Below are 12,831 nucleotides of genomic sequence, written 5' to 3' on the forward strand. Positions count from 1 at the left end.
GCAATACAAAGGCGCGGCAGGTTGCCCTGCCGCGCCCTTTTTCGCCCGAAGGCGAGTGATTACTCGGCCGAAGCGGCCAGACCCGAGGGGGCGGCAATGTTCGCCACGGCGAAATTGCGTGCCACGGTCGGCTTGGCGCCGGCGGGCAGTTCGATTTCGTTGATGTGGATCACATCGCCGATCTGCTTGCCGGTCAGGTCCACGGTGATGTGGTCCGGAATGTCACCGGCGGTGACTTCCAGTTCCACTTCGTGACGCACGACAGTCAGGGTGCCGCCGCGCTTCAGGCCCGGCGAGGCCTCGTGGTTGATGAAGTCGACGTGGATGAAGAGTTCGATCTTCGATTCGTCATGGATGCGCATGAAATCGACGTGGGTCGGCAGGTCCTTGACCACATCGCGCTGCACGCCGCGGCAGATCACATGCACGTCGGGCTGGCCTTCAACCTTGAGGTTGAACAGCGACTGCAGGAACCGGCCCTGCTTCAGGCGCTTCAAGAGGTAGTTGTAGTTGATGTTCAGAGCGACCGGCTCCTTGCCGTCGCCATAAACGATACCGGGTACGTTGCCCTCACGACGAGCTTGACGAGCGGCCCCCTTGCCTGTCCCCGTCCGTACCGCGGCGCTGAAATCTTGTGCTTCACGAGCCATGGTTCTTCTCCTAAATAAGTCCGCCATCCTCCAAGGGTGCATGGCGCGACCGGGGGCCTATAGCGGGGAATCGGTCAAAGGGAAAGCAGGAATTTCGCCCGGGAGCGACAAAGCCCGTGTCGGCGGGAAGATAGCCGCGGCCGTGCGCCAAGGCTAGCAGTGGCGTCTGATCGGTCCGAGATTTCCATGTCCTTCCTTGCCCTCCTGTCGATTTCACGCCCCGCGGTGGCGGCCTTTGCCGCAATGGGCATCCTGTGGGGCACCTTCGCCGCCGCCCTGCCCGACCTCAAAGCCATGCTCGGGGTGGACGAGGCGCAGATGGGCCTCCTGATGTTCCTGACCCCGGTGGCCGCCGTTTCGGCCATGTTGATCGCACCTGCGGCAGGCGTGGCCTTTGGCCGGGTGGCCCTGCCGGTCGCAGCGGCGCTGATGTGCTTCGGTTTCGCCCTGCCGGGACAGGCGGCGGAAATCTGGATGTTTCCCATCGCCATGATGGCAGCCGGATTCGGCACCGGGCTGACCGATGTGCTGATGAACGCCCGCGTGGCGGCGATGGAAAGCCAGCGCGGGCTGCATCTGATGAACCTGTGCCATGCCGCCTATTCCTTCGGCTATGCCGGCGGCTCGCTGCTGACCGGAGTGTTGCGGCAGGCGGAATGGTCGCCCGGCTGGGTGCTGGGCAGCATGGCTGTGCTGGCCGCGCTCCTGTGCCTGCTGACGCTGGAAGAGGACGGCCGCATCGACGGCCTCGCCCGCCCGCCCAAGGGCACGAGCGCGGGCCTCGGGCTGGTGCCGATGTTCGGCGGGGCGATGGTATTCATCGCCTTCCTGACCGAAAACGCCGCCGAGAACTGGTCGGCGCTGCATATCGAGCAGACCCTTGGCGGCTCGCCCTCGCATGGGGCGCTGGGGCCGGCGACGCTGGCGCTGACCATGGGAATCGCCCGGCTGGTCGGTCAGGGCGTGGCGGGCCGGATCAATCCGATCCGGCTGCTGACCGCCGGGGCGGCGATTTCGGCCACCGGGGCGCTCTGTGTCGGCGGCGCGGTGTCGCCCGCCATGGCCTATGCCGGCTTCGTCATCATGGGCATCGGCTCGTCAGTGATCGCGCCGACGACCTTTTCGCTGGTCGGTGCCCGCGCCGCGCCCGAGGCCCGCGCCCGCGCGGTGGCCCGCGCCACGCTTCTGGGCTATTTCGGCTATTTCATCGGCCCGCCGGGCTTTGGCTTTGTCGCCGGAACCCTTGGCCTGCGCTTTGCCTTCGTCTTCGCCGCCGCCGCGCTGATCCTTGTGCCGCTGCTTGCCCGCCTCTTGGTGCGCCGCGGCTGAGCCTCGTCGTCGACGCTGTCGCTCCTCGGCGGTCTCGACGAGAAGCCGCAGGCGCACGAGGAGGAACGGGGTCGGGCGAACGACAGAAAATGTCGCGCGCGGGGGTGATCTTTCGCCCGCCACAGGCTATCCCGGCCCCGCGCGCGACAGGAGTTTGAACCCATGGCCTATTTTCTCGGCGTTGACACCGGCGGCACCTATACGGATGCCGTGATCGTGGACGAGGCCGCCGACCGGGTGATCGGCAAGGCCAAGTCCTTGACCACGCGCGAGGATCTGGCGCTGGGGATCGGCCGGGCGGTGGACGCCGCGCTGGCGGGGGCGCAGGTGGCGGCACGCGATGTCTCGCTGGTCTCGCTGTCCACCACGCTGGCCACCAATGCGCTGGTCGAAGGTCAGGGCGGGCGCGTGGCGCTGGTCTTCATCGGCTTTGACGGCGGCGATCTGGAACGCGGCGGGCTGACCGAGGCGCTGAAGGGCGATCCGGTGATCCTTCTGGACGGTGGTCACAGCCATGCCGGGACCGAAGCCGCCGCCTTTGATGCCGCCGGGCTGGAGGCGCAGCTGGTCGAACTGGCCGACAGCGTCATGGGCTTTGCCGTCGCCGCCCGCTTTGCCACCCGCAACCCCGCCCATGAGGTCGCCGCGCGCGAGGTGATCCGCCGCGTCACCGGCCGGCCCGTGACCTGCTCGCACGAGCTGTCCGCCAACCTGAACGGCCCGAAGCGGGCGCTGACCGCCGTGCTGAACGCCCGGCTGATCGGCATGATCGACCGGCTGGTCGCGGCCTGCGAGCGCCACCTGCTTGCCGTCGGCATCGACGCGCCCCTGATGGTGGTGCGCGGCGACGGCGCGCTGATCTCGGCGGCCATGGTGCGCGAGCGGCCGATCGAGACGATTCTCTCCGGCCCCGCCGCCTCGATCGTCGGCGCGCGCTGGCTGACCGGCGCGGCGGATGCGCTGGTCTCCGACATCGGCGGCACGACGACCGATGTGGCGCTGCTGAAGGACGGCCTGCCCGAGATCGACCCGGCCGGCGCCCGCGTCGGCGGCTTCCGCACCATGGTCGAGGCAGTGGCGATGCGCACCACCGGGCTGGGTGGCGACAGCGAGGTGCATCTGAAGACCGAAGGGCTGCAGGGCGGGCTGCGCCTTGGTCCGCGCCGGCTGATGCCGGTGTCGCTGCTGGCGGAGACCGAGGGCGAGATGGTGCATGCCGCGCTGGACCGGGCGCTGTCGACCGAGACGGCGGGCGAGTTCGATGGCCGTTTCGTGGTGCCGATGGGGGGCAATGCCGGCGGGCTGAATGCCCGCGAGGCCGCCGTGCTGGCCCGCATCACCCGGCCCATGCCGCTGGCCGCAGCGCTGACCAGCCGCATCGAGGTCGCGGCGCTGGAACGCCTTGTCGCCCGCGGGCTGGTCATGCTTTCGGGCGTGACGCCGTCGGATGCCAGCCATGCGCTCGACCGGCTGGACAGCTGGAACAAACCCGCCGCCGTCAAGGCGCTGACGCTGCTCGCGCGCCGCCGCAATGGCGCGGGCGAGCGCTTTGCCAAGGGGCCGGAGGTGCTGGCACAGGCGATCATCGACCAGCTCACGGCGCAGACCGTGGACTGCCTGCTGGAAGCCGCCTTTGACGAGGACACCGCCTTCGAAGGTCAGGACAGCGACGCCCTGGCCCGGCATCCGCTGGTGAAAGCCGGGCTGCGGGGCCATCGCGGCATCGTGGAACTCAACGCCCGCCTCGGCGTGCCGGTGATCGGGCTCGGCGCCTCGGCCCCCTCCTATTACGGCGCGGTGGGCGCGGTTCTGGGCTGCGAGATGATCCTGCCGGAACATGCCGGGGTCGCCAATGCCATCGGCGCGGTGGTGGGACAGGTCAGCCAGAAGGTGACCGCCATTGTCACCTCGCCCGCCGAAGGCCGCTTTGTCGCCCATCTGCCGGGCGGCCTTGAGAATTTCGCCAGCGCCACCGCCGCGCTGGATGCGCTGGAGGCCGCGCTGCGGATCGAGGCCGAGACCCGCGCCCGTAGCGCCGGCGCCGAAGATCTGCGCCTGACTGCGACGCGCGACCTGCGCGAGGTCGACATCGAAGGCCGCAAGATGTTCGTCGAGGCCTCGGTCTCGGTCACCGCCGCAGGCCGCCCCCGCGTCGCCCACTGACACGGGCCGATTTCTTGCCAGAAATCGAACCGGAAAATTGCAATTTTCCGGTTCGGAGTTTTGCAAAACTCCGGGGTCGCGGCAGGTCTGCAGCGCTGGTTGCCTGCGGCCAACCCCCGGGCATGGGCCGGCTTCGCAAATCCGCGCCGGCCTTGCCTTTTTCCTCTTGACGCCCCCCGCGCCTCGTCTTATCCCCCGCGCCAGTGGCTGGGTAGCTCAGTTGGTTAGAGCACGTGACTCATAATCACGGGGTCGGGAGTTCAAGTCTCCCCCCCGCCACCAAATCCCCCCAAGAGACATTGCGGACCACTGACACAAGCCGGCACTCGCGGCTTCAGAAGTCGCGGATGAGTGGCAACCGGACGGGTCGTTTGTGCAGGGCAGACGCGAAACAGGGCGATGCCCTCCTCCGCGCCTTGTCCTGTAGTCGGATCAAACGCCGCGCGCGGCGTCAGGCCGGCTGAAACCGGGCAAACAGCACATTGTCTTCCAGCGCGACATGCGCGGCAAGATCGGTGGCGAACTTGTCGAGCCCGGTGTAAAGCGCGGTCCAGCTGCGGCAGGCGCCTTCGGGCAGGGTCAGGTCGCGGGTGATGCGGCGCACATTGCCCAGAAGCTGATCCACCTCGTCATGCTCGCTGCGCATCGCGGCGATCGGATGGGCGATCATCGGATGGCCCCCGGCCCGCATCATCGGGAACAGCACCTGTTCTTCCTTCTGCATGTGGCTGTCCAGCCCCGAGGCCAGCGCCACCAGCGCCTCGGTCAGGCCAAGGGGGGCCTCGTCATGGTCGCCATGCACGGTTTCCACCTTTTGCGCCAGCGGGATCAGCCAGTCCAGCTCCTCGCGGTGGATGTCGTGAAAGCGGATCAGGATATGGTCGATCAGCGCGTCGGTTTCGGCGGGCGGCTGGTGCGCCGCGCGGGCCAGCAGCGTCTGAAGCTCGGTCATCACCGCGCCAAGGTCGCGCGCCTGATGGGCGCAGGCGGTGGCCAGCGATTCCCCGCCGCCACAGCAAAAGCCGATGCCCGCGCGGCGGAAGACTTCGGTCGAGCCGGGCAGCCTTTCGGCAATCTCGCCTACGGTGGTGTCGGGGGTCAGGGTCCATCCAGTCATGTCATGCACTTTCATCAGGGGTCCAGGGGGTGGCGGCGGGTGCGGCCAGCCGCAGCAGATCGACTGCCCGGGCGGCGATCTGGGCAGTCACGGCGGCAAGGCTATCGGGGCGCAGGTAAAAGGCCGGAACCGGGGGCAGGATCACCGCCCCCATCTCGGTCGCGGCGGTCATGTTGCGCAGATGTGCCAGCGTCAGCGGGGCTTCGCGCGCCAGCAGCACCAGCGGGCGACGCTCTTTCAGCTGCACGCTGGCCGCGCGGGTCAGCAGGCTGTCGTCCAGCCCATGCGCGATGGCCGCAAGGCTGCGCATCGAACAGGGCGCGACGATCATGCCGGCGACGGGGCTGGAGCCCGAGGCGATGGACGCCCCGAGGTTGCGGACATCGTGAATGCGGGTTGCAAGGCTGCAGAGCCGGGCCTTGGCGTCGGGGCCGATTTCCTCGGCCAGCGTGCGCTCGGCCATGGGCGAGATCACCAGATCCACCTCTGCCGCCAAGCTGCGCAAGACCCGCGCGCAATCCAGCGCCAGGGCCGCCCCCGAGGCGCCCGAGACGCCCAGCACCACCCGCAGGCTCATCTCGGCACCTCCACCAGCAACCTCGCCGCCCCGGCGTAATCCAGCGCCAAGGCCAAACCCGCAGCCCCGGAGCCGCCCACGATCACCCGCCGGCTCATCCTGGCCGCTCCGCTGGCAACTCCGGCGCCCGAGCGCGATCCGACGCCAAGGCGGAGGCATCCCCGCCCCTCAGGCACCACCCGCCCGGTCATCGCAGCACCCCCGCGAGCAGCTCGGCCGCCCGCGCGGCATGCCCCGGGTCAAGCGTCATCACCCGGCCCCAGTCGCGCGTCGTCTCCGAGCCGATCTTGGTGGTGGCATCCAGCCCGAGCTTGCCGGCAAGCCCCTCGCGCGGGCTGGAGAAATCAAGGTAATCCATCGGCGTGCCGTCGATCACCATCAGGTCGCGCGCCGGGTCCATCCGGGTCGACAGCGCCCAAAGCACGTCGTCCCAGTTGCGCGGATCAATGTCGTCATCGACCACGACGATCATCTTGGTATAGCTGAACTGCGGCAGCATGCCCCAAAGCGCCATCATCACCCGCCGGGCCTGCCCGGGATAGCGCTTGGCGATCTTCACCACCGCCATGCGATAGGAACAGGCGGCGGGCGGCAGCCAGAGATCCTGCACTTCAGGGATCTGGGCGCGGATGACGGGCAGCGCCAGATCGTTGAACACCTCGCCGATGACGGAGGGTTCATCCGGCGGGCGGCCGGTCACAGTGGTCAGGTAAAGCGGATCGGGCCGGCAGGTTATGGCACTGACCTGCAGCACCGGAAAGGGTTCGGCGGCGTTGTAATAGCCGGTATGGTCGCCAAACGGGCCTTCGGGGGCGGTGTCGCCGGGGTGGACCCAGCCCTCGATCACGATCTCGGCCCGTGCGGGCACCATCAGCGGCACTGTCGCAGCCGGGGCGATCTCGGCCCGCGCGCCGCGCAGCACGCCCGAGAAGGTCAGCTCCGACACGGTTTCCGGCAGCGGCAGCGCGGCCGACAGCAAGAGCGCCGGGTCGCAGCCCAACGCCACGGCGACCGGCATCGGTTCCTGCGCCCGCATCCAGCTGCGGTGATGCGCCGCGCCGCCGCGATGGGCCAGCCAGCGCAGGATCAGCCGGTCCGGCCCGATCACCTGCGCGCGGTAGACGCCAAGGTTGTAGTCCTGCAGGTCATCGGCCTGCCCGCCGAAGGGCCGCGTGATGACCACGGGCCAGGTGATGAGCGGCCCGGCATCGCCCGGCCAGGGCAGCTGAACCGGGATTTCGGTCAGGTCGCGCAGCCGCTCGGCCTGCACCGGCGGGCGCTTCTGCAGCCGGGCGCGGGTGCTGAGCGCGGCGCGCAGCATGGGCCAGCGCGACAGCGCGTCGCGCATGCCGGCAACCGGGGCGGGCGCGCGCAGGGCGGCCAGAAAGGCGCCAAGATCGCCCACCCGATCCGGCGCCACGCCAAGACCCGCCGCAACTCTTGCCCTTGTGCCGAAAAGATTTCCCACCACCGGCATGCCCGCCGGCTGTCCCGCCACCGTCGCCGCGTCAAAGCGCAGCGCCGGGCCGCGAGCCTGCAGCGCCTGCAGCAGCACGGCGGTCATTTCGTGCCGGGTCTCCACCGGGGCGGCAATGGCTGCCAGATCGCCCTGCCCCGACAGATGGTCGAGAAAGGCGCGCAGGTCGGGAAAGGGAGGCAGGTCGCGCATCGGTCCTGGGCGGCTGGGGGAACAGAACCCTCCCATATCTTGGCCGCGCGGGGCGGGACTTGACGATTGTCAAGGTTCGCGCCCCGGCCCGGCCCTATCGCTGCGGCACCATCCCCGCAGCACCGCCCGAGATCATGCTCCCCCAGGTTCCCCTCCCCCTTCTGCCGCCGCTCCTGCCCCTGAACCTTGCCCTCTCGCGGCTGATGCGCGGGATTGTCGCCCGGCACCCGGCGATTCTGCGCCGCCTTGGACCGCATGCCACGGCGCGGATCCTGCTGGATGTCACCGACGCCCCGTTTCCGCTGTTGTTCGAGCCGGCGCGGCAGCGGGTCAGCGCCCATCGCCGCGCCACACTGCCCACGGCCGATGCGGTGATCCGCGGCAAGCTGGCGGCGTTTCTGGCGATGCTGCATGGCGGGGTGGATGGCGACGCGCTGTTCTTTTCCGGTGCGCTGGCGATTTCGGGCGATACCGCCGCGGTGCTGGCCTTGCGCAATGCGCTGGACGATGCCGAACTGGACCTGAGCGAGGAACTGCTGGCGCTTTCGGGCCGCGCCGCGCCGGTGCTGCAACCGGCGCTTGCCCTTGTCGCGCGCCGCACCGGGCTGGCGCTGTCGCGGCAGGAGGGGCTGGCATGATGGAACTGGTCTGCCCCGCCGGCACTCCCGCCGCCCTGCGCGCCGCCGTCGAGGCCGGCGCCCATGCCGTCTATTGCGGTTTTGCCGATGAAACCAACGCCCGCAACTTCCCCGGCCTGAACTTCTCGCGGCAGGAGATGGCCGAGGCCGTGGCCTTTGCCCATGCGCGCGGCGCCAAGGTGCTGGTGGCGATCAACACCTTTCCGCGCGCCGGCGATCAGGCGCTGTGGCATCGCGCGGTCGCGGATGCGGCCCGCGCCGGGGCGGATGCGGTGATCCTCGCCGACCCCGGCCTGCTGGCCTTTGCCGCCGAGCGTCACCCCGGTTTGCGGCTGCACCTGTCGGTGCAGGCCGCCGCCGCCAATCCCGATGCGATCAACCTTTACGCCACGGCCTTTGGCGTCCGCCGCGTCGTGCTGCCGCGTGTCCTGACAGTGGCCGAAATCGCCGCCATCAACCGCGAGGTCGATGTCGAGACCGAAGTCTTTGTCTTTGGCGGGTTGTGCGTCATGGCCGAGGGGCGCTGTTCGCTGTCCTCCTGGGCGACGGGGCTGTCGCCCAACATGAACGGCGTCTGTTCGCCCGCCAGCCATGTCAGCTATTCCGACGTGCAAGGCCAAAGCGAGGCGCGGCTGGCCGACTGGCTGATCCACCGCACGGCCAAGGGGGCCTCGGTGCCCTATCCGACGCTGTGCAAGGGCTGTTTCACCTCGGCCGATGGCAAGGGGGCGGTGCAGACCGGACATATCTTCGAAGACCCGGTCAGCCTTGATGCGACACAGCTAATCCCGGCCCTGCAACGCGCCGGCGTGCGGGCGCTGAAGATCGAAGGGCGGCAGCGGTCGCGGGCCTATGTCGCGCAGGTGGTCCGTGCCTTCCGCGCGGCGGTCGAGGCGGCCGAAGCCGGCGCGCCGATGCCTGAAAGCCTGCTGGCCAGCCTGACCGAAGGGCAAGCGGCCACGACGGGCTCCTATGCCAAGACCTGGAGATAGACCGATGGACCTGACGGTTGGCGCCAATGCCTTTTTCTGGTCCGCCGCGGCGGTGCGCGCGTTTTATGCGGCGCTGGCGCAAACGCCGGTGGCCCGCGTCGCGCTGGGCGAATGGGTCTGCTCGAAACGCCTGCCGTTCTGGCAGGATGAAATCCCCCATGCCGTCGACACCCTGAGGGCGGCGGGCAAGGAGGTGGTGATCAGCTCGCTCACCCTCATCACCCTGCCGCGCGAGCGGCGCCAGACCGCCGAACTGGCCGAAATGGGCCTGCCGGTCGAGATCAACGACCTGAGCGTGCTGCGCCATCTGCCGGACGGTGCGGCCTTCTGGGTGGGGCCGGTGGTGAACGTCTACAACGAGGGCACGCTGGAATGGCTGGCCCGCCGTGGCGCCACCCGGATCTGCCTGCCGCCGGAACTGCCGCTGGCCTCGGTCGCCCGGCTGGCCGAGGCGGGACGGGCGGCAGGGGTCGCGGTCGAGGTCTGGGGTCATGGTCGCGCGCCCCTGGCCATTTCGGCGCGCTGCTATCACGCGCGGCTGCATGACCGGGCCAAGGACAGCTGCCAGTTCGTCTGCGCCGATGATCCCGACGGGCGCGATGTCGATACGCTGGACGGGCGGGCCTTCCTGACGGTGAACGGCGTGCAGACGCTGGGCCGGGCAGTGACGACGGTCGCCCACCAGATCGCCGAGCTGCGCGCCGCCGGGGTTTCTGCCCTGCGCCTGTCGCCGCATGTCGGGGATTTCGCCGGCGTAGTGCGGGCCTATGCCGCCGCCTTGCAGGGCCAGACGGACCTCGGCGCGGACCTGGCCGGGCTGATGCCGGGCGCGACCTTTTGCGACGGCTTCCTTGCCGGGCAGGCGGGCGCGGCCATGACCGGCGGCTGAACGCCTGCCGGGCGCAGTCAGCCGGGGCGCGGCGCGGGGCTGGCCGGGTTTGAGGCCGGGCGCGACAGGCTGCGATGGCTGTCTTGCCGGGCAGGCGGGAGCCGGAATGACCGGCGCCTGAACACCTGCCGGTCATGATGCTTCAGGCCGAGCGGGGCGCGGCAGTCCGGCTTTCCAGATCGCCCCGCTTGCAGACCTCGTCCAGCAGCAGGTCAAGGTCGGCCAGTTGCGTGCGGTGGTTGCACAGCGCAACCCGCAGGCAGAACCGGCCGCGCAGTGTGGTGCCCGAGGGCGCTGCGATGCCGGTTTCCTGCAGCTGGAACAGGATCTCGTGGTTCAGCCGGTCCAGTGCGGGTTCGTCCATCTCGCCGGGATTGTAGCGGAAACAGACGATGCTGGTGGCCACCGGGGCCAGCAGCTCCAGCCGCGGATCGGCCTTGATGCGGTCGGCCAGATGGCGGGCCTGCGCCACGTTGCGGTCGATCAGGGCGCCGAACCGCGCCACGCCGTGATGCTTCAGCATCATCCACAGCTTCAGCGCGCGAAAGCTGCGGGTGGTTTCCAGCGTGTAATGGTGCAGGAACTCGGTCGCGGCCAGACCGCGTTCGGCCTGTTCCAGATACTCGGCCTCCTCGGCAAAGGTCTCGCGGTGCAGCCGCCGGTCGCGGATCACCACGCAACCGACATCGAAGGGGGCGTGCAACCATTTGTGCAAGTCCATCGCCAGCGAATCCGCCCGCTCCATCCCAGCGACAAGGCCGGCGCTGCGCGGGGCGATGGCCAGAAGCGCCCCGATGCAGCCGTCGACATGCAGCCAGATGCCATGGCGCCGGCACAGGTCGGCCACCGCATTCAGATCGTCGACCGAGCCGGTGTTGGTGGTGCCCGCCGTGGCGATCACGCAGGCCGGGCGGATGCCCCGGGCAAGGTCGTCCGCGATCAGCCCTTCCAGAGCGGCAAGGTCCATGCGGAAATCGGCGTCAGTCGGCACCCGGCGCAGGGCGTTCAGGCCAAGGCCCAGCAGGTTCATCGCCTTCTTGTGGCAGCTGTGCACCTGATCCGAGGCGTAGAAGGCCAGGGGTTGCGGCAGGGCGTCAAGCCCCTCATGCCGCAGGTCCACCCCCGCCATGGCGTTGCGCGCCGCCGTCAGGCCGATGATGTTGGCCATCGAGCCGCCCGACACCAGCGCGGCGCTGGCGCCTTCGGGAAAGCCCATCATCTGGCAGATCCAGCCCGTCACCTGCCGGTCCACCGCCGTCGCCGCCGTATCCCCGCCGCCGAGGTTGGAGCCATCGACCGCAGCGAGGAAATCACCCAGCGCCCCGGTCAGGTCGCCCGCCCCCATGTACCAGCTGAAGAACCGCGGATGCACATTGCCCATGGCATGAGGCAAGACACCCTCTGCCACTTCGGCATAGACCTCGGCCAAGGGCTGCGGCGCAACCGGCAGCGGTTGGCGAAACCGCGCGCGGGCCGCATTGGGCATCGGCTGCCAGACCGGACCGTCCCGCAGACCCGAGATCCGGGCAATCGCATCGTCTACCGCCGCATGGGCCACCGTGCGGAATTCGGCCCAGCCGGGCGGGTCCAGCGAGTCGCGCTCGCCGGTCCGGTCCGTCGCCTCCATGATCGCCTCCTCAGTCCAGCTGATAGCCAGGGGTTGACCGGGAAATCTCCATCTCGGCCTCGTCCATCGCTTCGGGGATCGCCTCGAACAGCGGCGTCGTCAGATAACGTTCGCTGGTGTCGGGCAAGATCGCCAGAATGACCGTGCCGGGGGCTGCCGTCTCGGCAATGCCCAGCGCCACGGCAAAGGAGGCGCCGCCCGAAATGCCGGTCATGATGCCCTCGTGCCGGGCGAGCTTGCGCGCCCAGTCGATCCCGGCGCTGCCGGCCACGGTCACCAGCTGGTCATAGCCGCGCTGGTCGATCGCCTCTTGCAGCACATTGGGGATGAAATCCGGCGTCCAGCCTTGAATCGGATGCGGCTCGAAGGCGGGATGGGTCTTGGCCGGGGCGCCGCCCGGCCCGCGTTCCTGCTTCACGCCGCTGGTCAGCAGCGCCGCGTTCGCCGGCTCGGCCAGAACGATCTTCGTCTGCGGCCGTTCGCGGCGCAGCACCCGCGCCAGGCCCGTCACCGTGCCGCCGGTGCCGTAACCCGTCACCACATAATCCAGCCGGTCGCCGGCGAAATCCGCCATGATCTCGCGGGCAGTGGTGGCCTCGTGGATATCGGCATTCGCCTCGGTCTCGAATTGCCGGGCGAGGAACCAGCCATGCTTGGCCGCAAGGTCGGCGGCCTTGGCATACATCCCCGTCCCCTTCTGCGCCCGCGGCGTCAGGATCACCTTGGCCCCGAGCATCCGCATCAGCTTGCGCCGCTCGACCGAGAAGCTGTCGGCCATGGTGACAACCAGCGGATAGCCTTTTTGCGCGCAGACCATGGCCAGCCCGATGCCGGTATTGCCGCTGGTCGCCTCCACCACGGTCTGACCGGGCTTCAGCGTGCCGTTGCGCTCGGCCGCCTCGATGATGTTCAACGCCAGCCGGTCCTTGACCGAGGCGGCGGGATTGAAGAACTCGGCCTTGACGTAAAGCCGCACCCCCTTGGGCGCGAGATTGTTGACCCGGATGGCAGGCGTATCGCCCACGGTGTCAAGGATGCTTTCGTAAAGTCGTCCGCGCCCGGCAGTCGTTCTGATCGCTTGTGCGTCCATGGCGGTTTCTCCCTTTTGCCAGCCTTTTGGCCAGCCTACGCCATTTTGCACCCGGGGGCTTGAACAAGTTCTGAAGATTTCATGAAGAAG

The 12,831-nt window shown here is 69.1% G+C and carries 11 protein-coding genes and 1 tRNA gene; 6 read left to right on the plus strand and 6 right to left on the minus strand.

Annotated elements, in window-relative coordinates:
* Positions 1–59: 59 nt before the first annotated feature.
* Entirely contained in the window at positions 60–650 is a 591-nt protein-coding gene (locus G4Z14_RS14530; protein WP_164626970.1) for a 50S ribosomal protein L25/general stress protein Ctc, read from the minus strand.
* Between the two features lie 186 nt (positions 651–836).
* On the opposite strand from G4Z14_RS14530, the gene G4Z14_RS14535 reads away from it, so the two are divergent.
* From G4Z14_RS14535 to G4Z14_RS14545, 3 genes are all read left to right on the plus strand, one after another.
* Positions 837–1,979, plus strand: a complete 1,143-nt coding sequence (locus G4Z14_RS14535) for an MFS transporter (protein ID WP_164626971.1) — start codon at positions 837–839, stop codon at positions 1,977–1,979.
* Between the two features lie 162 nt (positions 1,980–2,141).
* Positions 2,142–4,142, plus strand: coding sequence for a hydantoinase/oxoprolinase N-terminal domain-containing protein (locus G4Z14_RS14540; protein ID WP_164626973.1), 2,001 nt, complete (start codon positions 2,142–2,144; stop codon positions 4,140–4,142).
* 205 nt (positions 4,143–4,347) lie between these two features.
* Positions 4,348–4,424, plus strand: a tRNA-Met gene (locus G4Z14_RS14545).
* A gap of 169 nt (positions 4,425–4,593) precedes the next feature.
* Here the strand turns inward: G4Z14_RS14545 and ric are convergent.
* From ric to G4Z14_RS14560, 3 genes are all read right to left on the minus strand, one after another.
* On the minus strand, positions 4,594–5,259 hold the full coding sequence (gene ric / locus G4Z14_RS14550) for an iron-sulfur cluster repair di-iron protein (protein WP_164626975.1): 666 nt from the start codon (positions 5,257–5,259) through the stop codon (positions 4,594–4,596).
* A gap of 1 nt (position 5,260) precedes the next feature.
* Positions 5,261–5,830 (minus strand): UbiX family flavin prenyltransferase, encoded by a 570-nt coding sequence (locus tag G4Z14_RS14555; protein WP_164627093.1) that lies wholly within the window; start codon positions 5,828–5,830, stop codon positions 5,261–5,263.
* A gap of 193 nt (positions 5,831–6,023) precedes the next feature.
* Positions 6,024–7,505 (minus strand): UbiD family decarboxylase, encoded by a 1,482-nt coding sequence (locus tag G4Z14_RS14560; protein WP_164626977.1) that lies wholly within the window; start codon positions 7,503–7,505, stop codon positions 6,024–6,026.
* 59 nt (positions 7,506–7,564) lie between these two features.
* On the opposite strand from G4Z14_RS14560, the gene ubiT reads away from it, so the two are divergent.
* The 3 genes from ubiT to ubiV are packed head-to-tail and all read left to right on the plus strand — an operon-like array spanning position 7,565 to position 10,024.
* Positions 7,565–8,143 (plus strand): ubiquinone anaerobic biosynthesis accessory factor UbiT, encoded by a 579-nt coding sequence (ubiT, locus tag G4Z14_RS14565; RefSeq protein ID WP_227751760.1) that lies wholly within the window; start codon positions 7,565–7,567, stop codon positions 8,141–8,143.
* On the plus strand, positions 8,143–9,135 hold the full coding sequence (ubiU, locus tag G4Z14_RS14570) for a ubiquinone anaerobic biosynthesis protein UbiU (protein WP_164627094.1): 993 nt from the start codon (positions 8,143–8,145) through the stop codon (positions 9,133–9,135). The genes ubiT and ubiU overlap by 1 nt, the downstream gene beginning before the upstream one ends.
* Before the next feature lie 4 nt (positions 9,136–9,139).
* Entirely contained in the window at positions 9,140–10,024 is an 885-nt protein-coding gene (gene ubiV / locus G4Z14_RS14575) for a ubiquinone anaerobic biosynthesis protein UbiV (protein ID WP_164626979.1), read from the plus strand.
* Positions 10,025–10,166: 142 nt separating this feature from the next.
* Here ubiV and G4Z14_RS14580 read toward each other — a convergent pair whose 3' ends face one another.
* Both G4Z14_RS14580 and G4Z14_RS14585 read right to left on the minus strand, forming a co-directional pair.
* Positions 10,167–11,651 (minus strand): pyridoxal phosphate-dependent decarboxylase family protein, encoded by a 1,485-nt coding sequence (locus tag G4Z14_RS14580; protein WP_164626981.1) that lies wholly within the window; start codon positions 11,649–11,651, stop codon positions 10,167–10,169.
* A gap of 10 nt (positions 11,652–11,661) precedes the next feature.
* A complete protein-coding gene (locus tag G4Z14_RS14585) occupies positions 11,662–12,741 on the minus strand; it encodes a PLP-dependent cysteine synthase family protein (protein ID WP_164626984.1) in 1,080 nt (359 codons plus the stop codon).
* Positions 12,742–12,831: the final 90 nt, after the last annotated feature.

Origin of the sequence: Tabrizicola oligotrophica, from assembly GCF_011008935.1 — a bacterium.
GTDB classification, from domain to species: Bacteria; Pseudomonadota; Alphaproteobacteria; order Rhodobacterales; family Rhodobacteraceae; genus Tabrizicola_A; species Tabrizicola_A oligotrophica.